Origin of the sequence: Pseudomonas sp. NPDC087804, from assembly GCF_044742965.1 — a bacterium.
Taxonomy (GTDB): Bacteria; Pseudomonadota; Gammaproteobacteria; order Pseudomonadales; family Pseudomonadaceae; genus Aquipseudomonas; species Aquipseudomonas rustica.
In genome coordinates this window covers 887,935-910,785 of the sequence record NZ_JBIUVN010000001.1, presented here as the reverse complement: position 1 = coordinate 910,785, position 22,851 = coordinate 887,935, and the positions used below count along the sequence as shown (strand labels likewise).

Annotated in this window: 16 protein-coding genes; 1 reads left to right on the top strand and 15 read right to left on the bottom strand. The window is 59.3% G+C overall.

Annotated features, from left to right (window positions below; translation table 11 throughout):
- Positions 1-187 precede the first annotated feature (187 nt).
- The 10 genes from ACIOMO_RS03965 to ACIOMO_RS03920 all read right to left on the bottom strand — a co-directional run bounded on the left by ACIOMO_RS03965 (position 188) and on the right by ACIOMO_RS03920 (position 14,616).
- Positions 188-502, bottom strand: a complete 315-nt coding sequence (locus ACIOMO_RS03965) for a DUF2934 domain-containing protein (RefSeq protein ID WP_053120574.1) — start codon at positions 500-502, stop codon at positions 188-190.
- Positions 503-529: 27 nt separating this feature from the next.
- Positions 530-3,298: a malto-oligosyltrehalose synthase gene (locus ACIOMO_RS03960; RefSeq protein ID WP_401238273.1), complete on the bottom strand. Its 2,769-nt coding sequence runs from the start codon at positions 3,296-3,298 to the stop codon at positions 530-532.
- Positions 3,295-5,373, bottom strand: a complete 2,079-nt coding sequence (gene malQ / locus ACIOMO_RS03955; RefSeq protein WP_401238270.1) for a 4-alpha-glucanotransferase — start codon at positions 5,371-5,373, stop codon at positions 3,295-3,297. The genes ACIOMO_RS03960 and malQ overlap by 4 nt, the downstream gene beginning before the upstream one ends.
- The gene (gene treZ, locus ACIOMO_RS03950) at positions 5,370-7,172 is read right to left on the bottom strand and encodes a malto-oligosyltrehalose trehalohydrolase (RefSeq protein ID WP_401238267.1); all 1,803 of its coding nucleotides are present in this window, start codon (positions 7,170-7,172) and stop codon (positions 5,370-5,372) included. Before treZ ends, malQ begins: the two co-directional genes overlap by 4 nt.
- Before the next feature lie 32 nt (positions 7,173-7,204).
- A complete protein-coding gene (glgA, locus tag ACIOMO_RS03945) occupies positions 7,205-8,791 on the bottom strand; it encodes a glycogen synthase GlgA (protein WP_212550726.1) in 1,587 nt (528 codons plus the stop codon).
- Positions 8,792-9,424: 633 nt separating this feature from the next.
- Complete coding sequence (locus ACIOMO_RS03940) at positions 9,425-10,378, bottom strand: D-2-hydroxyacid dehydrogenase family protein (RefSeq protein ID WP_401238264.1); 954 nt, start codon at positions 10,376-10,378, stop codon at positions 9,425-9,427.
- Positions 10,379-10,391: 13 nt separating this feature from the next.
- Positions 10,392-11,438: an alpha/beta fold hydrolase gene (locus ACIOMO_RS03935; RefSeq protein WP_401238261.1), complete on the bottom strand. Its 1,047-nt coding sequence runs from the start codon at positions 11,436-11,438 to the stop codon at positions 10,392-10,394.
- A gap of 88 nt (positions 11,439-11,526) precedes the next feature.
- Positions 11,527-11,961, bottom strand: coding sequence for a YqaA family protein (locus tag ACIOMO_RS03930; protein WP_282358015.1), 435 nt, complete (start codon positions 11,959-11,961; stop codon positions 11,527-11,529).
- Entirely contained in the window at positions 11,961-12,407 is a 447-nt protein-coding gene (locus ACIOMO_RS03925; RefSeq protein WP_401238258.1) for a DUF411 domain-containing protein, read from the bottom strand. Before ACIOMO_RS03925 ends, ACIOMO_RS03930 begins: the two co-directional genes overlap by 1 nt.
- Positions 12,408-12,624: 217 nt before the next feature.
- Positions 12,625-14,616 (bottom strand): methyl-accepting chemotaxis protein, encoded by a 1,992-nt coding sequence (locus ACIOMO_RS03920; protein ID WP_401238255.1) that lies wholly within the window; start codon positions 14,614-14,616, stop codon positions 12,625-12,627.
- A gap of 380 nt (positions 14,617-14,996) precedes the next feature.
- Here ACIOMO_RS03920 and ACIOMO_RS03915 point away from each other — a divergent pair, with 380 nt between their 5' ends.
- Positions 14,997-15,527: a hypothetical protein gene (locus ACIOMO_RS03915; protein WP_053120554.1), complete on the top strand. Its 531-nt coding sequence runs from the start codon at positions 14,997-14,999 to the stop codon at positions 15,525-15,527.
- 56 nt (positions 15,528-15,583) lie between these two features.
- On the opposite strand, the gene ACIOMO_RS03910 is transcribed toward ACIOMO_RS03915, so the two are convergent.
- Genes ACIOMO_RS03910 through ACIOMO_RS03890 form a run of 5 tightly spaced genes read right to left on the bottom strand, consistent with a single transcriptional unit; the run spans position 15,584 to position 22,617 of the window.
- Complete coding sequence (locus tag ACIOMO_RS03910) at positions 15,584-16,510, bottom strand: GNAT family N-acetyltransferase (RefSeq protein WP_401238253.1); 927 nt, start codon at positions 16,508-16,510, stop codon at positions 15,584-15,586.
- Entirely contained in the window at positions 16,510-17,799 is a 1,290-nt protein-coding gene (locus ACIOMO_RS03905; protein ID WP_401239420.1) for a phenylacetate--CoA ligase family protein, read from the bottom strand. The genes ACIOMO_RS03910 and ACIOMO_RS03905 overlap by 1 nt, the downstream gene beginning before the upstream one ends.
- A 28-nt stretch (positions 17,800-17,827) precedes the next feature.
- Positions 17,828-20,227, bottom strand: coding sequence for an aldehyde dehydrogenase family protein (locus ACIOMO_RS03900; protein ID WP_401238250.1), 2,400 nt, complete (start codon positions 20,225-20,227; stop codon positions 17,828-17,830).
- Position 20,228: 1 nt separating this feature from the next.
- On the bottom strand, positions 20,229-21,359 hold the full coding sequence (locus ACIOMO_RS03895; protein WP_401238247.1) for an acyl-protein synthase: 1,131 nt from the start codon (positions 21,357-21,359) through the stop codon (positions 20,229-20,231).
- A 10-nt stretch (positions 21,360-21,369) separates the two neighbouring features.
- On the bottom strand, positions 21,370-22,617 hold the full coding sequence (locus tag ACIOMO_RS03890; protein WP_401238244.1) for an MFS transporter: 1,248 nt from the start codon (positions 22,615-22,617) through the stop codon (positions 21,370-21,372).
- Between the last annotated feature and the right edge of the window lie 234 nt (positions 22,618-22,851).

Here is a 22,851-nt window from a genome sequence, read left to right as displayed (position 1 = left end):
CGCAAGTGCAGCATTTGGGGCTGCTTCGCAACCCAACGGGGATAAATCCCCTCGCCACAAAAATCCATTCACCACAGAAGCCGGTTTAAACAAGGGATTTTGTGTATTTCTTGAGGACGAACGCGTCCTCGGTGGCGAGCAAGCCCGCCACACGGTCATTCAGTTCAATTCAATCGTCGGTAAAGCGTTAGATCGCCGAAGGCTTGCGCGGCGCTCGTGGCTTTTTCTCGGCGGGTTTTTCGCCGGGTGGAATCACCTTGGCGGCGCTGCTTGGCTTGGCCTTGGCCGCTGCCTTCGGTTTGGCAGCAGGTGCTTTCACTTCAGCGTCCTTGCCAGCGGTTTTGCTGCCCGCCGCTTTCGGGGCTTTCTTCGGTGCCAAGGCTTCAGCTTCAGCCAGTTTGCGCGCCATCTCCCAGTGGCGCTCCTCATGACCTTCAGGTTTCCCTTCCGATTCCCAGATTTGATAGGCGAATTCGCGAATGCGTTTATCGTCGGTACTCATCGCAATGCTCCTGAACTGAACTCATGCTTACGTTAAGTGTTGGATAAAGAGATTGACCGGGACATCCCCCAGCGCGTCGCTGATTTTCAGCTCCCTGTTTTTTGTGACTGCGCTGCTTTGAAAAAGTCCCTTCAGGTTTGTGTCAGAGGCGTCGAACGGTAAAACCACCCGGGTATCGCCCCAGCGCAGCGCATCGACCTGAGGTACAGCACTGTTTTCCAGCAGCGTCGCGCAACGGATCGGCACGATCACGATGGCGTGTTTCCCCTCGTGTTCGCGGGCAAACGCGAGCACGTTGTGCGCCTGCTCGCCCAGCACCTCCAGGGCCTGGTACGAGCCATGCCGAAACAGCCCGGCATGCTCGGCGCGCAAGTTCAGCACCTGCGCAATCAAGGCTTGCTTGATGCGCCCGTCACGCCAGTGTGTCAGCAGTTCCACAGGTGGCAGATGCTCCTGCAGGGCCTGCTCGCGAGCGGCGTAATCCACCGGCCGGCGATTGTCCGGATCGACCAGGCTGAAGTCCCAGAACTCGTTGCCTTGATACAGATCCGGCACCCCCGGCACGGTCATGCGCAGCAAGGTTTGCGCCAAACCATTGAGCGCGCCGGCAGCAGCGATACTACCGACCGTCTTGGCCAGCGCCGCACGCAGCAACTCGCCGTCTTCACCGGTCAGGAGTTTTTCGGTGAAGGCCTGGGTCGCATTTTCATAGGCTTCGTTCGGCGCGCTCCAACTGCTTTGCAACTTGGCTTCGCGCAGGGCTTTCTGTTGCCACTGCCAGATGCGCTTGGCGTAGTCGGCGAGCCCGGCGTGATCGTCGTCGCGCAAATCCAGTGGCCAACTACCGAGCAAGGCTTGATAGAGGATCAGCTCATCACCGGCCGACGGCACTTGGTCGTCAACACGAACCGGGCGGGCGAGGGCGCGCCACAATTCGATCTGCTCGGCGTACCAGTGACTGCGCTCGCTGAGCACGGCCAGACGCGCGCGGGTGTCTTCGCCGCGTTTGTGATCGTGGGTCGCGGTGGCGAGCAGGTTGTCGGGGAATTCGGCGAGACGCCGCTGATTAACCACGTGGAAATCACTGACCGGCGCGCTGAATTGTTCGGTGTTGTAGCCGACGTCATTGCGCGACAGCAGCACCGCCGAGCGATACAGCGCGGTGTCTTCCACGGCTTTCGCCGCTGCCGGCGAAGTCAGTTGTTGAAAGCGTACGCAGGCGTGCTTGAGGATTTTCCGCGAACGGCCAAGCGGTTTGCGCCGCCACGGTGTGCCACCAAGCCACGCCGCCACGCAATCGAGCACCGGCCAATCAGCCTCGCTGAGCGTTGGTCGCGCGCCGTCCATGGCTTGCTGGAAAAACACATCGTCCTGCGCCGAGCGGCCCGTCGCGCTGATGTAAGTGCGGTACACCGGGAAATGTATGATCAGCGCCTGCAATACGCGGCGGATGGCGCCGAGGGTCAGGTCACGGGTCATCAGGTCGTCGCGGGCGACCTGCAGCAAGGCCTGCGCAACGCTTTCGCAATCGCTGGCCAGCGAACCGTTGAGGATCTGCTGACGCGCCAGTTGTGCCTCTTCAATAAACGCGGCGGGGCGTTCCGTACGGCGTTGCCACAGCTCACCGAGCACATGTTCGCCGTCCGGATCGTGTTGCAGCAGCGACAGTTGATTCATGAATTCGTAGCCGGTGGTGCCGTCCACTGCCCAGTCGCGGTGCAGGGTTTCGCCGGCGCCGAGGATCTTCTCGACGTAGATCGGCAAGTGTCGATCCGGCGCGATCAGGTCAAGGCGCCGGCGCAATTTACGGCAGTAACCCCGCGGATCGGCGAGGCCGTCGATGTGGTCGATGCGCAAGCCATCGACCAGACCTTCAGCGACCAACTGGAAGATTTTGCCGTGAGTCGCTTCAAACACCGCCGGACGTTCGACGCGCAAACCACCGAGTTCATTGATGTCGAAGAAGCGCCGCCAATTGATGTCATCCGCGGCGGTGCGCCAACTGGCCAGGCGATAGCTCTGCCGCTCGAGCAATTGATGCAGCGCGTCGAAGCCTTCCTCGGTGGTCGAGTCGTAATGCTTGAGGTTGTTTTCAATCGCTTGCAGCACCTGCGCATCGCTCGCCAGTTGCCGCAGTTCTTCCTTCAAAGGAATCGCCAACGAGTGCGCATCGGTCTGGTAGCTGAGGGCACTGAACCGATCAGCGAGGGGCTTCAGCGTTTCTTCGTGCTTGAGAATCTCGCCGTAATCATTCGGGCAGATCGGGAAGTGATGGTCGTAATGCTCGACGAAAAAGCTGCCAGTCTGCGCGTTGAAATGCAGCTTCAACGTGCCGTCCTGCAAGGCCACGCCGTAGTCACTGCCGAGGAACGGCAGCAACAACTGGCCTTCCATCAGCGGATCGGGCGAATGCCATTGGATATCGAAAAACTCGCCATACGGGCTCAGTCGTCCCCATTCCAGCAAGTCCAGCCACCACGGGTTGTCGTTACCGCCGACAGCCATGTGGTTGGACACGATGTCGAGGATCAGCCCCATGTTGTGTTCGCGCAGGGTGCTGACCAGACGCCGCAATGCCGGTTCGCCACCGAGTTCCGGGTTGACCTGCGTCGGGTCGACCACGTCGTAGCCGTGCATCGAACCGGCGCGGGCGGCGAGCAACGGCGAGGCGTAAATGTGGCTGATGCCCAATTGAGCGAAGTACGGCACCAGTGGCACCGCTTGTTCGAGGGTAAAACCTTTATGGAATTGCAGGCGCAATGTCGCGCGCAGTGGCTGGATAAGCGTTTGGTTCATTGGTCACGCTCGGCAGCCTGAAGACGCGCGCAAGCCAGCAGTTCCAGACGTCGTGCGGCATCGACGCCGTCGAGCAACGCTTCGCTGGGGCCGGGCAAACGACGCGACCAGTTAGGGTGGGTATCGATGGTGCCGGGCAGGTTCGCCTGTTCGTTGATGCCCAGCGCATCTTCCAGTGGCAGCAATACCAGCGGCGCACGGGTGTGGCCGAGGAAGCGTACGGCGGCATCAACGACTTGATCGGCCTCGTGGGACTCTTCGCGGAAGTTCTGCGGATCCTGGCTCAGTGCACTGCGCAAGCCTTCGCGCTCACGCTGACGATGCTGGCGCCATTCGATTTCGCCGTTGGCATCGACAAATCCAAGGCGTGCATTCCAGTCGATGTCGCGGCCGTGCCACCAGCCATTCAGGGTGGGCAGATCGTGGGTGCTGGTGGTCGCCAGCGCGTTATCCGGCCAGTCGAGAATCGGTTTGAAATGCGTGTTGTCCTGTTCGAACAGCAGCACACGCATGCCGAGCATCGAGCGGGCGATGAGTTTTTCGCGCAGACCGTCGGGCACGGTGCCGAGGTCTTCGCCAAGGACGATGGCTTGATGACGATGGGACTCCAGCGTCAGCAAACGCAGCAGGTCATCCACCGGGTAATACAGGTAAGCGCCATCCGCCGGTGCCGAGCCGTTAGGGATCACCCATAAGCGTTGCAGACCCATGACGTGGTCGATGCGCAAACCGCCGGCATGGGCGAAGTTGGCGCGGAGCATGTCGATAAAGGCGCGGAAGCCGTTGCGAATCAGACCTTCCGGCGAAAACGCGGAAATCCCCCAGCCTTGCCCGGAGCGATTGAGAATGTCCGGCGGTGCGCCGACGGTGAGCGAAGCGAGCAACTCATCCTGAAAACTCCAGGCCTGACTGCCGGCGCCATCGGCACCCACCGCCAGATCAGCAATCAGACCAATGCCCATGCCGGCGCTGCGAGCGGCGGTTTGCGCACGCTCGAGGCAGCGATGGATCAGCCATTGGCAGAAGGCGAAGTAGCCGATGCGATCGGCATATTCTTCGGCGAACGCTTCAAGCGCGGCGCCGCGTGGGTCGTGCCAGTGCTCCGGCCATTGCCGCCAGTCGAGGTTCTCGCCACGGGCGGCGCGCATTTCCTGAATCGCTTCGAAGCGGCAGTGGTTTTCCAGTGCCTCGCCACCGGCGTGACGGAAACTGGCGAAGTCCGGGTGCAGCGGGTGATCGCCAGCGACGAAGCCTTCGTACAACGCTTGCAGCAGTTTCTGCTTGGCGTCAGCAGCAGCGGGCCAGTCGACCAGTTTCAAGTCTTCCAGTTGCGCGAATTGCTCGGCCAGACCGGTAGCGTCGATGGCATCACGCAGGGCGCGTTCGCCGAGAATCGCGCCCGGTGCCGCGTACAGCGAATTAAGGAACAAGCGACTGGACGGCGAATAAGGGCTATAGCGGCCGGTGTCGGCGCTGAACATCGCGTGCAACGGGCTGATCGCCAAGGCTTCGGCACCGCGTTCGCCAGCGACTCGGGCGAGTTCTTCGAGCGCTTGAGTATCACCAAAACCGCCATCGCCGGAGCGCCGCAACGAATATAGCTGCACGCTCAGGCCCCAGGCGCGGGGGATCGGATTATCCACCGCATCACCGACGCTGAAGCAGCGTTCCGGCGCGACCGCGAGGGTGAAAAATTGATCGGCGATGTGCACCTGCTGATAACCGACCGGCACCAGACCGGGCAGCACTGCCTCGGAGTCCAGTTTCAGGTTCAGTCGCGAGCCGTCTTCAAGAACGATTTCACACGGGGTCTCCGGCGCGAAGTAACGCGCCAGATCGACGCCGACGCCGACATCGCTGGTCAGCAGCGGCGGCAAATGACGGTCTTGTTGCACGGCTTGCAATTCCAGCAGGCTGGCGTCGATTTCCTGTGCGGTGCTGGCCGGATGGCCCAACCCGATCAGGACATTACGCAGTACCGCCGGGGCGACTTTCTGCGGGCGGCCGTTGGCGTCGATCCAGTCGACAGCAAGGCCGGCTCGGCTGGCGAGAATTTCCAGTTGCGCATCGCTCATAGGCGCTCTCCATCCAGAGGTTGCAAAGGGGTTGCGGCCGTGAGGCTGACAAGCGCGCAATACGCGGGCAGTTGGCCCGATTCCGATAGATCGACGGTGGGTGGCTGTTGAAACAACCACACGGCCTCGGTCTGTGGAGGGTTGACCACTGGCGTGTCGCTGAGGTTCAGGTCAATTCGCAGCTCACTGCCATTGCCCAATCGCCAGCGTGCACTGACCGCCGCGTGACCGAGCATGTGCGCGCCGAGTGCCTGGGTGCCGGACAGATGCGGAATGATGTATTGATGGCGAAATTGCAGCAGCTTTTGGTACAGCGCGAGGGTTTCCTGCTGTTTGAGGCTGCCATTGCCGATCAACCTTGGCTGTGAATCGTGGAAGGTTTTTTCGGCATTTGGGTCGGGGATTTGCTCGCGTTTGTGCGGATCGGCGAAGGCGCTGAACGCGGCGAATTCATTGCGTCGGCCTTCGCGCACCAGTTCGGCCAGTTCGCCATGGTGGCTGGTGAAAAACTGGAAGGGCTGTTCGGCGGCAAATTCATCGCCCATGAACATCAGCGGAATCATCGGTGACAGCAGCAACAGCACGGTCGCTGCCTGCACGGCGCGCGGGTCGGCCAGATGATGCAGGCGTTCGCCGAATGCGCGGTTACCGATCTGATCGTGGTTTTGCAGGAACAGCACGAACGCGGTCGACGGCAGGTGTTCGCTGGGTTCGCCGCGCGGCTCGCCATGGCGGGTGATGTGGCCCTGGAAGACGAAACCCTGACTCAGGCACCGCACCAATTGCTCGGTGGGTTGCGCGGCGTAGTCGGCGTAATAGGCGTCGGTTTCACCGGTGAGCAAAACATGCAGGGCGTTGTGGCCGTCGTCATTCCACTGCGCGTCGTAGTCGTATTCGAGCAGGCTGGATTGGTTGAGTTCGTTTTCAACGGTCAGCCAGACATGGCGGGTCGGGTCGATCTGCGCGCGGATGCGCTGGGCCATTTCCGTGAGGAAATCCGGGTCTTCGATGGCATGCACTGCATCGAGGCGTAAACCGTCGAAGCGGTATTCGAGCAACCACATCAGGGCGTTTTCGATAAAGAACTCGCGCACTTCGCTGCGGCGGAAATCGATCGCTGCGCCCCAAGGCGTGTGTTTGTCTTCGCGGAAAAAGCCTTTGGCGTAGCGGTGCAGGTAATTGCCGTCGGGGCCGAAGTGGTTGTAGACCACGTCGAGAATCACCGCCAGCCCATGACCGTGGGCGCTGTCGATCAAATGTTTGAGTTGTTCCGGGGTGCCGTAGGAGGCTTGCGGGGCGTAGGGCAGAACCCCGTCGTAACCCCAATTGCGCTCGCCGGGGAACTGCGCGAGCGGCATCAATTCAATGGCGGTGATGCCCAAACCTGCGAGGCGCGCCAGATGTTGTTCGACTTCAGCGAAACCACCGAGCGCACCGACGTGCAACTCGTAGATCACTGCTTCACTCCACGGGCGACCGTGCCAGGCACTGTGTCGCCATTGATAGGCCAGCGGATCGACCACCACGCTGTGGCGGTCGAGGCCACCGTCCTGCGCGCGGGAGGCCGGGTCGGGCACCTCCAGTTCGCCGTCGATGTTGTAGCGGTAGCGGGTACCCGCCGCACAGCGTGCCTTGATCACAAACCAGCCGTCTGCCTGAGGCAGCATTGGCAGGGACTGGCCGTCTTCGAGTTCGACACTGACGTAAAAAGCATCCGGCGCCCACAGCGCAAATTGCGTGTGCTCGGCATCCAGCATGATCGCGCCGTGGGGCCAGGTTTCAATAGACCGGAACGGCATCGTTTACAACCTCCTTGTTCCTTGTGGATCGGTTACTTGTGGATTGCTTTACCCAAGGCCTTGGCCACCAGTTGTTCGTAGAGTTCGGCGTACGGTTCAACCGCTTTGCACCAGTTGAACGGTGCCGCCATTGCCCGGCAACGCATGGCATTGAGCAAATCAGGATAGGCGAAGACTTTGAACGCACGGCTCAAGGCTTCTTGATAGCTTTCAACAGTGGATTCGTCGAAGAGGAAACCGGTAATGCCATTTTCAATGGTGTCGGCCAGCCCGCCGGTGTTGCGCGCAACCGGCAATGAGCCGAAGCGCTGGGCGTACATCTGGCTCAGACCGCAGGGTTCATAACGCGAAGGCATCAACAGGAAGTCGCTGCCGGCGAACATGCGGCGGGCGTCGGTTTCGTTGAAGCCGATGCGCACACCGATCTGACCCGGGAAGCGCAAGGCCAGTTCGCGCATGGCTTGCTCTTCTTCCGGCTCGCCACGACCGATGATTGCGATCTGGCCGCCGTTCTGCACGATGTACTCGGACACCGCTTCAGTCAGATCCAGACCTTTCTGATACACCAGACGCGACACCACGGCGAACAGCGGGCCTTCAGAGTCATTCAGTTCAAACAGCTCGCGAACGTGGGCGGCATTGACGGCTTTGCCTTCCCAGTCACCAATGGCGAACGGCGCGAACAGGTGCGGATCCGTGGCGGCGTCCCAGCTCTCATCGATACCGTTAGGGATACCGCTGAGCAAACCTTGCTGGGTCTTGGCGGCAAGAAAACCGTCGAGGCCGCAGCCGAAATCCGGGGTGGTGATTTCCTGCGCGTAGGTGGCGCTGACCGTGGTGATGTGGCTCGAGTAGGCCATGCCGGCCTTGAGAAACGACATCTTGCCGTAGAACTCCATGCCTTCCTGTTGCAGGGCATGGTTGGGAATGCCCAGTTCAGGGCAGGAGCCGAGGCTGGTCACGCCTTGATACGCGAGGTTGTGAATGGTGAACAGGGTCGGCGTGCGCTGCCCGCGCCAGTGCATATAAGCAGGGGCCAGACCGGCCGGCCAGTCGTGGGCATGCACCAGATCCGGGCACCAGTGAATTTGTGCGAGGTTGGCGGCGATGTCGGCAGCGGCCAGACCGAGACGGGCGAAGCGGATATGGTTGTCCGGCCAGTCGCGACCGTTGTTGGCGCCATACGGCGAGCCTTCGCGCTCGTACAGTTCCGGGCAGATCAACACGTAGATCACCAGACCGTCAGGCATGTCCATGCGCCCGATCTTGCATGGAGGCAGCGCAGCATGACCGCCGAGTTCGCCGATGATGTGGATCGGGTTCTCGCTGTGCATCACTTGCGGGTAACCGGGGATCAACACGCGCACATCGTGCAAATGGGCCATGGCACGGGGCAGGGCGGCAGACACGTCACCCAGACCGCCGGTTTTCACCAGGTCGGCGATTTCCGAGGTCACGAACAACACTTTCTTCTTGTTGGGATTCTGACTTGCTACTGGCGTCAGCGTTTTGGTGCCGGGGACGTTGATCTGTCGGCTGCCGGGAACGCTGATGGTGCTCGATTCACCCATCGATTGGTGAGCACGCTCTCCCTGAATATCCAATGCCGCACTGATCATATGAATCTCCCGTGTTGTTGATCTGATTCTTGTGTTCTCTCTGTAGGAGCTGCCGAAGGCTGCGATCATTGGCTTTTAAAGGATCAAAAGATCGCAGCCTTCGGCAGCTCCTACGTACGGCAAGCGCAAACGCGCCACGCATCGGTGAGCAAACGCTACCCAACACGCGCAAGCAGAATGGGTGTTTGGGCTATTGCAAGGATTGCACCAGCCGCTTCGGCCCTACCTTTGTGATGACCCGCCGCGTCGTGCAAAAGTTTCGACTTTTTTTCCGGAATGTGACCAACCGGTTTCGTGCCCCGAAAACCAGTCTAGGCCAGATCCTAGAGCGGGCGACGGCAAATGGGTAAATTGTTCGACAATCGGTTTGCTTTAATCGGTAACCGGAGTTTTCAGGGGTAAACGCACCGACGAAGTGCAGGTTTTTTTGAGGCGCGGGGCTAAAACGGTGACTGAACAGTCACAATTTTGTGCTGGGGAAGGAGGGGGTTGCACTGTTGTGGTGCGGACAGTTTGTTGATGGGCTGCACATAAACCAAGTGTAGGAGCTGCCGAAGGCTGCGATCTTTTGATGTTGTCGTTTGAGATCAAGATCGAAAGATCGCAGCCTTCGGCAGCTCCTACATGGGGAGGTTAATTCAGCGGGCGGATGGGATTGCCCGCAGCCCAGCCCTGAATATCCTCGATCATCTGCGAAAAGAACTGCTCATAATTCTGCCGACTCACGTACCCGACATGCGGCGTCGCCAGCACATTGTCCAACGTGCGAAACGGGTGCATGTCCGGCAACGGCTCCTGTTCGTACACATCCAGCGCCGCCCCGGCGATCTGCTGTTTCTGCAACGCCTTGATCAGCGCCGCTTCATCAACAATCGGCCCGCGCGCGGTGTTCACCAGCAGCGCCGTCGGTTTCATCCAGTCCAGCGCCTGCGCATCGACCAAGCCGCGACTGCGCTCGCTGAGCACCAGATGCACCGACAACACATCCGCCTGCTCGAACAGCGCCTGCTTGCTGACGTACGTCACGCCGACCTGTTCAGCTCGCTCAGCCGTGAGATTCTCGCTCCAAGCGATAACGCGCATGCCAAACACCTGACCAAACTGCGCAACACGCTGGCCAATGCTGCCGAGGCCGAGAATGCCCAGCGTCTTGCCATGCAGGTCGCCACCCAGACCCTGCTGCCACTGCCCGGCGCGCAGCGAATTGGCTTCGTTCACCAGATTGCGTGTGGCCGCCATGATCAGCGCCCAGGTCAATTCCGGCGCTGCATGTTTGTAGCTATCAGTGCCGCAGACCTTGATCCCGAGTTTGGCTGCCGCTGGCATGTCCAGCGCCGCATTGCGCATGCCGCCGGTGACCAGCAGCTTCAGATTGGGCAGACGCTTGAGCAAATCCTCATCGAAACGCGTGCGCTCGCGCATCACGCAAATCACCTGATAGCGGCCCAGACGTTGCGCCAAAGTGGCGTTGTCCGCCGGGTAATCATGTTCAAACGTGACTTCGCCGATGCCGTCCAGCACAGACCAGTCGACCACGTCGCGGGCCACGTCTTGCCAGTCATCGATTACTGCAATCTGCACCGCCATCAGCCTTACCTCATCAATGAACGGGATTGGTTTTGCTCAGCCAGCCCAGCAGCGCTTTGTGGAACTGCTCGGGTTCTTCCATTTGTGGCGCGTGGCCCATGCCGGGGAATTCCACCAGCGTCGACTGCGGGATCAGTTTCGCCACTTGTTTGCCGAGCACGTCGTAGTGACCGATCTTCGCCTTCACTTCCGGTGGCGCAATGTCCTTGCCGATGGCCGTGGTGTCGGAGGTACCGATCAACAACAGCGTCGGCATTTTCAGGTTCTTGAACTCGTAGTACACCGGCTGGGTGAAAATCATGTCGTAGATCAGCGCCGAGTTCCAGGCGACTTGGGTCTTGCCCGGGCCTTTGCTGAGGCCGGCGAGCATGTCGACCCAGCGATCAAATTCAGGCTTCCAGCGGCCATCGTAATAAGTCGTGCGTTCGTAGTCGCGAATGCCTTGGGCAGTGACTTTCAGTTCGCGCTCATACCACTGATCGACGCTGCGGTAGGGCACGCCAAGGGCTTTCCAGTCTTCCAGACCGATCGGGTTGACCAGCGCCAGTTGATCGACCTGCTCCGGGAACAGCAGCGCATAACGCGTGGCCAGCATGCCGCCGGTGGAGTGGCCGAGCAGCGTAGCTTTCTGGATACCCAGCGCTTTCAGCAGTTGCTGGGTGTTGGTCGCCAGTTGCTGAAAGCTGTACTGATAGTTGTCGGGTTTGCTGGAGGAGCAGAAACCAATCTGATCCGGCGCGATCACCCGATAACCGGCCTCGCTCAGGGCTTTGATCGAACTGTCCCAGGTCGCGCCGCAAAAATTCTTGCCGTGCATCAACACCACGGTGCGGCCATTGGCCTTGCCGTGAGCGGCGACGTCCATGTAACCCATTTGCAGGGATTTGCCTTGGGACTGGAAAGCGAAGTGTTTAAGCGTGTAAGGGTATTCGAAGCCCTGCAGTTCCGGGCCATACGCCGGGCCTTCGGCGGGCGCGGTTTCAGTGGCGGCATGGGCAAACAGGGGCAGGGCGGCGCTGAGGAACAGGCCGGGCAACCAGCGGTTTAACGAGTTGGACATAGGGACAAACTCCATGGAAATCGGCCGATGCTGGAATGGCCGCATTACGGCGACGTTAAACACACAGGCAATGTCGGCGGCTGATGGTTCAACCGAGCCAGCCGAGGGTTAACAGGGCCAGCACGCCATAGCGCGCGCCTTTGGCGAGTGTGACGATCAGCAGAAAGCGTCCGAGGGGTTCGCGCATGACGCCGGCGATCAGGGTCAGTGGGTCACCGATAATCGGCAGCCAACTCAGCAGCAACGACCAATGGCCGTAACGCTCATAGTGCTTGCGCGCAGTGGCCATGTGTTTGGCGCTGACCGGAAACCAGCGGCGCTCCTGAAAGCGCTCGATCCCGCGCCCCAGCCACCAATTGACCAGCGAGCCGAGCACATTGCCCAGCGTCGCTACCGCCAACAACCCCCACAGCCAGTAGCGCTCGCTGACGATCAACCCGACCAGTAACGCCTCGGACTGTAACGGCAATAACGTTGCCGCACCGAACGCGGCAAAGAACAGCCCGACGTATGCTGCACCCATCAATGAGCCGGGTAGTCCGCCACCACGACGTCAGTACCGTTCTTCTTCAAACCGATCACTTGATAAGCATCGCTCATGCCATCCATTTCCATGCCCGGCGAGCCCATCGGCATGCCCGGCGCGGCGACACCGAGCAGATCATCGCGCTTGCTCAGGGCCAGTACTTGATCGGCCGGCACATGGCCTTCGACGAATTTGCCATTGATGATCGCGGTGTGGCACGACGCCAGACGCGGTGGCACGCCGTGTTGCTGTTTGAAGCTGCTCATGTCGCTTTCGACATGGTCTTCAACTTTAAAGCCGTTGGCTTCGAGGTGGCTGATCCACTTCTTGCAGCAGCCGCAATTGGCGTCGCGGTGAACTTCGATCGGGATCAGATCGGCGGCTTGCGCCAGGGAAGAAATGAACAGAGCGCTCAGGGTGAGCAGACGCAGAGAGGTTCGCATGACAGGTTCTCGAGTCGAGTGGCGGTCGAAAAAGAACGTATTTTGACCGGTTTTTCCTGCCCGGCTTCAACGGAGTGTTTCCAGTTGCTACAAGACCGGAACGCCGTAGTCCCTGTAGGAGCTGCCGAAGGCTGCGATCTTTTGATTCGCTTTTAAGGGGCAAGATCAAAAGATCGCAGCCTTCGGCAGCTCCTACAGGGGGTGTCACTTTGGTGGTTCAGCTGACTTTGAAGCGCCCCATAATCGCACTCACCCGGCTATTAGCCTCCAGCAATTGCTGCGTATTCAACTCGCTGGCCTGGCCGCTGTGTACCAGTTCCTCAACCATGTGGCGGATTTGCACCATGCTGCGGTTGATCTCTTCGGTCACGGCGCTTTGCTGTTCGGCGGCGGTGGCGATTTGTGTGCTCAGGCTGTTGATGTGGCTGACCGAACCGGCCATTTCATCCAGACCGGTGTTGACCCGCGCCGTGGCGTCGGCCGCCGACTGGCAACTGGCCTGGGTGTTTTCCATCGCCGCAACCGACGAGCTCACGCCTTGTGTAAGGCGGGTCAACATCTCGTTTATTTCCGAGGTGCTGGCCTGAGTGCGCGCGGCGAGGGCGCGAACCTCGTCAGCCACTACGGCAAAACCGCGACCCTGTTCACCGGCACGGGCGGCTTCAATTGCAGCATTAAGCGCCAACAGGTTGGTCTGGCCGGCGATCGCGCCAATCACCCCGAGAATCTCGGTGATGCGTTGAGCGTCCTGCTGCATGTTTTCGACTTTGTGCGTGGCGCTGGCCACTTCGTCGATCAGCGCGACAACGCTGTCGGTCGCTTCACCGACCACCACCCGCGAGCGGTCGGCGTTTTCGTTGGCTTTTTGGGTGAACGCGGCGGTTTCAGCGGCATTTTGCGCGACGCTTTCGGCGGTCGAACTCATCTCGGTGATCGCGGTAACCGTCTGATCGGTTTCCGAGGCGTGCCGCAACAGAATCTGACTGGTGTGCGCCGAGGTGCGTTGCAGGTTGTCGAGGCTCGAGGCCATGGCACCAGTGGCGTGAGTCACTTCGCCGATCATGTTTTGCAGATACGCGATAAACGCGTTGATCGAATGGCCGATCGCGCCGAGTTCATCTTCGGCACGAATGGTGATGCGCTTGGTCAGGTCGGCATCGCCGCTGGAGAGCAAATCAATGTTGGCCTTCAACGCCTTCATTCGCGCGATCAACTGACGAATCGCGTAGACCTGCAGCAGCACCAACAGAATCACCAACGGAATCTGCAACAGGCTCAAGGTGCTGAGCACGTCATCACGCTGGGCGGTAAGCATTTTGGTCGGCAGGGCGGTGGCGAGGAACCACGGCGTGCCTTCGATCGGACGCATAAAGAAGGTGCTGTCCTGACCGTTGTTGTCGAACTCGACGCGTTGCGATTGCTCGCGGTTTTGCAGGCCAGCGTTGATCTGCTTGGCGAACGGCAGGTTGCCCGCCAGCTCGCTGATGTTCTTCAGCACGATCGGGCCGCTGATCCGCGAGCTGTTGCTGATGATCTTGCCGTCGGCTTCGACGATGAGCATTTCGGCGTTGAGGTCTTTTTCCTTGCGCGCCACCAGATCATTGAAAAAGCCGAGGGTCACGTCGATGGTCGACACGCCCCACGCTACGCCGTTTTTCTGGATGGCCATGGCGCAGTTGGTGCGCGGTTCGGCACTGGCGTCGTCTTTATAGGCAGCGGCCCAGGCGCACCGGCCGCGCGGGGTTTGCATGCCGCCCTTGTACCAGCTCTGGTCGTAGTAATTGGGCGCGGCGTCGCTGTTCCAGAAGGTGTTTACCGCCAGTTTTCCCGAGGCGTCGCGGTGCCAGAAAGTGCTGAACTTGTTGCGTCCGGCTTCACGTTGGCCGGGCAGCGGCCAGATACCGCCGCCAAAGACTTTCAATTCGCCGTACTGGTCAACCAGTCCAGGCAACACGGTGTCGATTGCCGCGCTGTCGAGCAGGGGAATGGTCTGGGTGATGCTGCGTTGCTGTGCCTGAACCTTGTTCAATTCGCCCTGAATCTGTTCAGCAACTTCGGCGATGCGGTTGAGCACGACTTGCTCTTCGGTGTGGCGCAATTTGGGCGCAACCAATTGGCTGATACCGACCACGGTCAGCACTGACAACAGCAGAATGAACAGAACCAGAAACAGCGTGTAGCGAGCCTGAATGGTGCGGAATGCGGGCATGGAAACCGGTCCTTGAGCTGCGATTGTAGTTATGGCGCGGGGATTCGAAACAGTGCGGGTATCCCTACGTATCGTCGCGGCAAAGGGAAGCTTTAGGTACTTTCGTACTGGATCTCGAATTGTCGATCAGTGGCACGTATCGGCATTGATACATTCAAACTAACCAGCCTGTTCATTAGTGCTATAAATCTATTCTCGGCGCTCTAACAATATCGCTGTAAGCCTTTATTTAGGCCGCTTTGCAGATTTGTATCTGAAATGTACGAAATGTGTAAAAAGACCATAAATAAGTTGGAGTCACTGGTGTGCCGGCCGATACTCTCGGGCATACAAGTCGCTCAACAAGGACATTTCATGGCCGTTTTTCAAGGAGTTTTCGCATGACTATCGGCATTACCGGTACCTGGCAGAGCAAGGCCGGCGTTCTGGTTCGCGACACGGGTGCGAAGAAACAGGTGGCTCAGAGCGTCAAGGTGCAGCAAATGCTCACCAAGGTCGGCACCAACCCTAATGCCTTGAACGTTGCCGAGATGGACAAGCAAGGACTGCGCAAGCAGATCAAAGGGTTTGACCCGACCAACGTGTCGGTGAAACAACTGGGTAATCTGAGCGAATTTCTGCGCGGTAGAGGGCTGATTTCAGAGATCACCTCCATCACTCTGCTCAATGCCGGCGACAAATTCGACCGTTTCGGCGTACAGAAAGACCCTGAAGCACGCTTCAACGCGCTGGAGTATTTCGCCACCCAACTGGACACCATCCAGAGCAATAGCCTCAACGGCAATTTCTACGGCAAGAGCCTGATCCCGGAATTCAAGAAAGCCATTTATGTGCTGCAGAATCTGAAGACCTACGGTGAAGGCAACGCGCCTGCGCCGCCTTCGGACAAGGGTGTTAAAGCCAAGGCCTAAATGCCGCAATCCTGTGGTCTGCTGAGTTTTCATCAGACCACAGGCCATCGCTCCCGCTAACGATCAATCTGTGTGGCTGCCTGCGTTTGCGTCAGTTCGTGCAAGCGTTGCATGTGCGGACAGTGGAGATGCAGCGTCCGCTGGCACATTCCCCGATGAAACAACGCCAACCATCCCTCGTATTTGCCGTGCCCCGGCGCCAGTCCCGTAAAGACAAAACCGATATCGGCGAGCCGGCTCAGATCCACGGCAAAGTGCCTGGACAGTCTGAGCTTTATCGACACCAGCCAATGCGCTGGCAACTCTCGCAACTGCCTGATCAAGCCCGGACCGATCTTTTTCACAAGCATGTCGTATCGGTTCGCCTGCTTTTCCAGTTGAACCGGTACGCCGCTCCAGCGAGGCGTTTGATCATCGACACCGAACACGTTGCTGAGGTGGAGCATGAATGCCGCGCAACGGGTCGGCCAGCGTTGGCTCGGCAACGGTTGTTGATAGCCTGGAATGCCCCGGCAACCAATGACAATCGATTCCGGCGTGCTGGCGCCGAACGGCGAGGGTACGTAGTCCGGCAGCAGCCCGGTGTTATGAAAGCCGAGGCTGGCGGCCATCCGCTGCGTGTAGGGGTGATGGGTGACTTGCTTGATTGTGACATTGCGACACCCCAACGCCTGCGCATGAGTCAGTAACTGCTCGCCCAGACGCGTGGCGATTTGTTGGCCACGGGTTTGCGGGTGGACGACGCTCAGCGCCAGTTCGGCACTGTGCGAGGCGGTTTCGCGAAACAGTGTGGCGTGGCCGAGGATCTGTTCATCGACTTCGGCAACCAGCGAATGCCATCGATGATCCGCGTGGTTCTGGCTAATCATGTGCGGCAGGTACACATGCGGTTGCACATAGTGATCACCGTAGACCTGCCTGAACAGTTGGCTGACCGCCGTTGCGTCGGAATTGCGGTAGTTGCGTAAAATCAGTGTTTCCATCACGTAAGCCCCGCAGCAGGGGGCGAGTACACGCGCCGATCGAGTACGCGCAAGCATTTTCCGGAGCGCGGATGACGCTGCAGGTCTTCGGATGTGCAACGCTGAATGCGCAGTTCCAGCAATTGGTCAGCCTGCAGTTTTTTGATCAGCGGATAGCACTCGACCAAGCGCGATTCAAGTTGCCGGCAAGCGTTCTCGTCGGACGGCGGCGGGGTGGTCGGTTGCCACTTCAGGCTCAATACATCCTTGTGCGCTGTCTGTTCGATCATCAGTTGCCAGTCGTCACTGCCAACGGTGTGCTGGACGATGGCGCCGATTTCGCTCGGAATCAGCGAAAGCAGGCCCACGCGCACCCGTTGGCTGCTGGCGCTGCGTCCTTTTAGGGCAAATTTACGCCGGGCGGTGCCGGCGGGCTCACGCCAGCAGGCGCGATCGCCGACCGGGTAGCGAACCAGCGGCATCAAGGTTCGATTCAGGTTTGTGAGCACTAACAGTCCCGGCTGATCACAGTCATCAATCACCGCTCCGGACACCTCGTCAATGATCTCGATAATGGCGTGCTCGTCCTGCATTCGATGCTCGCCGTCATCACAGTCCAGTGTACTGGCGCCGATAAAACCGGCATCGACGCTGGCGTAGCCAATGGAGGTGATGCGGGCGTTGGGGAAAACTTGGCCGAGTACCTGCCGCTGCGAAGCAAACAAGCTTTCGCCGCCGTAAAGGATTGTCTCGACGCCCCTCAGAATCTGCCCATGACGGCTCAGCCAGGCGGCAAATGCCAACAAGTGCGCAGGCACTCCTGCCAGAACATTGATCCGATGCTGAACGATCGCTTCGGCCAATACACTGGAATCGACGTCGCCGGTGAAAGGGAATTCGGTAATCGACGTATCGACATGCGCGAGCGCGTCATGAATAAACAGAAAGCTGGCGTACAAGTCGCCGGCGAAAAACAGATTGGCCACGCGATCGTCGGGCTTGAACTGCATTGTCAGACTATGACCGAAGTCTCTGACGAGCGTGTGCCATTCACTGCGGCTGTAAACGGACAACTTGCCCGCGCTGGTCGAACCGCCTGTTTTGAACACCAGCGCCTGACTCGGTGAACCTGTCAGCACAGGCCAACGATCAAGGTCATGACTTTGATTCCAGTAGTCGACTGGATCGGTCAGTGGTAGTTGGGCCAAAGCCGTGATCGGTTGATTAATAGGCCCCAGCGTTTCTGTGTAAAAACCCGAGTGTTGACGAGCGTAGGTGATCAGCTCGTTGAGTTGATGAATAGTTTTCACGGTGTTTTCTCTTGTAATAAGTCGGCTGTTAACGCCGTGAGTCGATGAATATCGGCGTCTTGCCGCTGTGTTTGTGGCGAGTGAAGTGTTCGACGGAACAGGCTTCAACTTCGAGCACCAACAATCCGCTCTGCACGACGGTCGCGAGCGTCAAATAGCTGGCCAGGCGGGTCAGGGCCTCCTCTGATGAGAGTTCCGAGCGCAGGCGCATGCGTTCGACGCCGTCGGGTGCGTGGTCAAGCAACAGTTGGAAAGGGCTTTGCAGGCGCTCGGCCAATTCGCTCAGGGAAATGAAATCGGTGCCGATACGAATCAGTTTTCCGTGGCGTTGCATCAGTTCGAAACGCGGCGAGAGCAGCCCGCAAGCACAATGCCCGGGCACCCAGCGACCACTGTCGCCGATGTCATAACGCTCGACGAACTGGCCCTCCCGGGCGGTTGAGGTAAAGATCAGTCGGCCGACGCCATCACCGCTCAACGCGACGTCGTCATCGAACCCGATAATTTCCAGTTGCTGGATATCGCTTAGCAGATGGAACACGCCATCGTCGGTCGCCTGGCATGCGTGGCCCAGCGGGCCTGCGTCAACGCTGCCGTAAATGGCCGAACGGATGAGGGAAACGCCGCAACTTTGCAGCAGATCGCGACTTTGCTCACTGACGTGCTCACCTCCGAGAAAGACTTTTTCGATGTTGCCGTACGCTTGCAGTCGCTCTTTCTGTTTAAGGAACAAGCGGTGCAGGGTGCTCGGCATGCCAATCAGCACGTTGACGCGTTGATCGACGATCAGTTGCGCGATTTCAGCGTATTCATCATCGGCGGGGGCACCCATCGGCAGGTGGCTAACGTCGAGCAGCTCAAGCACTTTGGCGAAGCTGAAGAACCCCCCGTACAACCCGCCACTGAAGAACAGATTCATGACCCGGTCACGGCGCGGATCCAGACCAGCCGCAAATAGTCCATCGGCCGTTGCACGCATCTGCCGCTCGAAGTCGCGGTAGCTGAAACCCGCCAACGCCGGCAGGCCGCTGCTGCCGCCGGAGCGAAAATACAGTTGCGCTGCCGGATTGATGGGCTGCGAGACGAAGGCGTCTTTACTCATGATCGGCTGACCGTTGTGGACGGGCGCCAGTGGCAGTGGGTCAAGGGTTGCGTGGGTCGGCAGTGTGGTTGCGGACAGGCTGACCGACACTCGACGGCTAAGCCGTTGCAGCGCATAGACGCCGTCGTGGGGTTCGCCGTCATAGCCGTCGTGAATGGCATTGACCGGCGCCAGACGGGTGACGCCGGCGCTGATCAGCGTTTGCGTCAGCTCACTGATTTGGCTGTCCTCGCACACCAGCGCGCAGCTTTGCAGGACGTTTCGCCAATTCAGCAAGGTTTCACTGATTCGCGCGCGAGGCACCGGGAAGAGCAGCAAACTGCGAAACAGCGGTGAGGGGCTCAATTGGCGGGTATGCGCCCAAATCACACGCCAGCCCGATCCGCTCCAGACGTGCCCCATCTGCCCGGCAAAACTCTGCGCCAAGCGGGTCATCTGCGTTTGGGTGGTGATTTGCGAGGCTTCTTGCAGCGTGGGTTGCAACGCTGGCCATTGCCCGGCGCGACGTTCAAAGGCCTCGGCCACTTTGTCAGCGATGTCGCGCAGTGCCGAAGGGTCATCGCTGTCCACCAGCAGCCATTGCGGGCTGGAGCACGCCTGCTGATCCAGACGACAGACCTCATCGACCACGGCATCCAGCGCCTGCGCTGATGCCGCCTCCGGTGTCATGTAAACGAAGCTGATGCGATGTCCCCAATCGATCCAGCGACAACCGGGCGGCAGCTGTTGGCGGATGGCCCGCAACGCGGACTCTCCACCCCAGGCGGCGACGCCGTTGGCCTTTTTGCACAGCTGACCGATGTGCGCAGTGGCCACCGGTAATACGGCGATGTAGCCGGCGAGTTGTCCGCTGGCATCGCATTGCACCAGCGCTTGAAGCAGACGCGCGGTCAATCCTTGATCGCTGCTGCTGGGGCGCAGCCAATTGACGTTGCCGGCCAGCAAACCTTCAAGCACCGCGCAGAATGCCAGCAACGGCGCGTTGCCCGGCGTGATGTGCACGACCAGACCCAATGCGCGCCAGCTTTCGAAACGTGGCTGACGGTAATCAATACGCCGCAGTGAGGTTGGTTGATCGCCGAGTTCGCGCGCAAGTTTGTTGCGTAAAGCATCGGCCTGGCAGAAGTTGATCAACGCTTGGCATTGCTCGGCGTCGAGCGCGAGTGTGCTGCCGTCGCGCAATTGTTCGGCGAACCGGATTGCTGCGCTGATCACCGTTTCTGCGCGCAAGGGCATGCTCAAGCACTGTGGCAGATCCGCATAAAGAGTGTGCAGTGCGTCATCGAGGCTACGTTGGGGATTCAGCTGTCCATTAATCAAAAACATGTCAGTGATCCCCCAGCAGTTCGGCGGCGGCCATGGCGCAACTGCGCCCGGCACTCGTGCCGGCGCGGCCATGCAGTTCAAACCAGTCACTTTCCAGGCCGCAGTTGCAGCTTTCGCCGGGGTGTAACGTGGCCAGGTCACTCATCACTACCGCATGCGCAGGACTCGACGAGATGTAGGGCGAGACGAATCCCAACAAGCCTTGCCGGCCATAGGGCAACACGCGAAAGTCACCGGGGTCGCGTATGTAGACGCGTGAATACACCGGCACATGAAAGTGATGCTCAGCGCATTCTACGTAAGGCACTGCGTGCTCGACGGCTCCATAACCATCGCGACAATTCGACGGCTCAATCCCCAGTTGCCGGTGGATTTGCGCATATAACTGCGCTTTTGGGATTTCCTGCGCGGCCTGGGTTTTCCAGCCACCCCCGAAAAACACCAGCGAATTCGGCGGTAACTGTAAATCCGCTACACCGGTCGCCTGCATTCGCTGCAGGGCCTGCCAGAGAAATGCGGGAAAGCCGAATATCCTCACCGGCAGGCCTTCTTCAGCGAAGGATTGCAGAGCAGCGATCACACCAAATACATCGAACTGATGACCGTTGCCGGTATTGCGAAGGGCGTAGATCACGCGATTTTTTGGCGCAAAACGGCAGAGAAACTGATCGGTGTAAGCGGTCCCCAAGGTAATGCGATCTTTTGGCTCGTAGCTCAGAAGCAAGTAGTTGCATGGGGTTTCGGGAGTGTTCCAGCCGTAATGATCGAATATTCGTTCGACCATGAACTGGGCGCCAGCCATGCTACGTGTGTCATAGCGCATACGGCTTTGTTCGCCGCTGGTGCCCGAGGACGTCAGTTCCAGTGCGTGCTCACCGGTGCTGCTGAGCAGCAGGTGACGCTTGAAAAAACTGGCGAAGATCGGCGGCAATGTTGACCAGTCGTCCAGGCTGTCGAGGTCATGCACATTTATTCCATGACTGTTCAGCCAGTGCTCGTAACCGGGGGTGTGCCGGCAATGAAAACGACTGGTCTCGGCCATGGCTTGATCGAACAGTCCTGCGGGGGCCGAGTCCCGACAATAGGGCTGCGGCAACGCGCACAGCGCGTCGCTATAGGGAAGATGAGTCATCAATAATCCTTTATTGAGGTGGAGGTGGCGCGGTTTTCGCGCCTTGTAAAAAACCGTAGAGAAAAGGCAAACACAGCAGGCCGCCGAAGGCTGACCAGAGTGCGAAGAATTCAATGTGTGAGCCACCGCCGCCAGCAGCAATCAGCGAGCCGCCGATGCCCATCACGGTGATCGAAATCATGCCGATCATGGCGGACACCAGCCCCTTGCTGTCATCAATGGCAAACAGTGCCATTCGATACAAAGCGGCATTGCTCATGCCCAGCCCGATGGCGTACAGCGCCAGGCTGGCAATCACCGGGGTGATGGTTGTGCCAATCACTGCGCACACGCCCAGAGCCAGCAATCCAAGACTAAAAGGCCAGAGTGCCAGGCCTATCAGTTCGGGTATCGAGTGCGTCAGTAATAAACGATCAAGCATCAGGTTGCCGACGATAACTGCTGAGAAAATCGGGATTTGCCAAAGGCCATATTCAACCGAAGTCAGGCCCAGCAGCTGGATCAGTAACAAGGGGGCAAGGCCAATCCAGGCAATCAACGGCAGGCTCATCAGGCCTAGCGCCAGACTTGCAGCGAGGAACCTGCGATTGGCCAGCAGGGCCAGATAACGCTGACGCGTCTGTCGCCAAGAGAAGGCCACCGGGCGTAGCGCCTGTCCGTCACGGCGCACAATGCCCACGGTTTCGGGCATGCAGATAAATAGCCCGACCCAGACCACGCCAGCCGCCACTGCGAGTCCCAGAAACAGCTCACGCCAGCTCACCCATTCCAGCAGCAGGCTGCCCAGCAGCGGCCCGAGCAAGGGCGACAACAGCGCCACATTGCCGAGTAATGCCATCAGGCGCACGGCGTCCGCCTCGCAGAAAACTTCCTGAAGGGCCGGATAACTGACGGCCACCACAAACCCCAAACCCATGCCCTGCAGCAAGCGCAGCAGATTGAACATTTCGATGCTGTCGGTTATGAAGACAACCGCGCAGGAAATACCAAACAGAGCGCAACCCAGCAGCAGCATCGGCCGCCGCCCGCATTGATCCGACAATGGCCCGATCAGCCATTGCAGGCAGACACCGCCAATCAGGTACAGATTGAAAGCGTTTGGCACGTGACGCACATCCGCATCCAGCTCCGTCACTACCGTCAGCATGGCCGGCATGATCATGTCGCTGGCCATGTAGGTCAGCAATTCAAACGCCATTATGGCCAGACAAAATCCGATGGCCTGTCGACGGTGGATCCTGATAAGTGTCCTCTGCATAAACATCCTTGTTTGCGAGTCGAAAAAGATTCTCAAATCCTAGGCGCGCGCCATCCGGTGGCCTAACGGTTTGCTGCGACATTAGATTTCAAATGCTTGCGGCTTGTTTAAGCGCTGGACTGGCGGATCGGCGCACACAAAAATGCCCGCTTGAATGCGGGCATTGTGTGCAGTGGATCGGCTGGGTGATTTCCCTGTCGCGTTCATTCAGAGTAGAGCGGGCAGGGCGAACAA

Coding starts and splice junctions, on each gene's coding strand:
- ACIOMO_RS03920 (WP_401238255.1), bottom strand. CDS start 14,616: ATGCCCGCATTCCGCACCATTCAGGCTCGCTACACGCTGTTTCTGGTT.
- ACIOMO_RS03900 (WP_401238250.1), bottom strand. CDS start 20,227: ATGTTTTTGATTAATGGACAGCTGAATCCCCAACGTAGCCTCGATGAC.
- ACIOMO_RS03940 (WP_401238264.1), bottom strand. CDS start 10,378: ATGGCGGTGCAGATTGCAGTAATCGATGACTGGCAAGACGTGGCCCGC.
- ACIOMO_RS03965 (WP_053120574.1), bottom strand. CDS start 502: ATGAGTACCGACGATAAACGCATTCGCGAATTCGCCTATCAAATCTGG.
- ACIOMO_RS03895 (WP_401238247.1), bottom strand. CDS start 21,359: ATGACTCATCTTCCCTATAGCGACGCGCTGTGCGCGTTGCCGCAGCCC.
- malQ (WP_401238270.1), bottom strand. CDS start 5,373: ATGAGCGATGCGCAACTGGAAATTCTCGCCAGCCGAGCCGGCCTTGCT.
- ACIOMO_RS03910 (WP_401238253.1), bottom strand. CDS start 16,510: ATGGAAACACTGATTTTACGCAACTACCGCAATTCCGACGCAACGGCG.
- ACIOMO_RS03935 (WP_401238261.1), bottom strand. CDS start 11,438: ATGTCCAACTCGTTAAACCGCTGGTTGCCCGGCCTGTTCCTCAGCGCC.
- ACIOMO_RS03930 (WP_282358015.1), bottom strand. CDS start 11,961: ATGGGTGCAGCATACGTCGGGCTGTTCTTTGCCGCGTTCGGTGCGGCA.
- glgA (WP_212550726.1), bottom strand. CDS start 8,791: ATGATCAGTGCGGCATTGGATATTCAGGGAGAGCGTGCTCACCAATCG.
- ACIOMO_RS03915 (WP_053120554.1), top strand. CDS start 14,997: ATGACTATCGGCATTACCGGTACCTGGCAGAGCAAGGCCGGCGTTCTG.
- ACIOMO_RS03960 (WP_401238273.1), bottom strand. CDS start 3,298: ATGAACCAAACGCTTATCCAGCCACTGCGCGCGACATTGCGCCTGCAA.
- ACIOMO_RS03925 (WP_401238258.1), bottom strand. CDS start 12,407: ATGCGAACCTCTCTGCGTCTGCTCACCCTGAGCGCTCTGTTCATTTCT.
- treZ (WP_401238267.1), bottom strand. CDS start 7,172: ATGCCGTTCCGGTCTATTGAAACCTGGCCCCACGGCGCGATCATGCTG.
- ACIOMO_RS03890 (WP_401238244.1), bottom strand. CDS start 22,617: ATGCAGAGGACACTTATCAGGATCCACCGTCGACAGGCCATCGGATTT.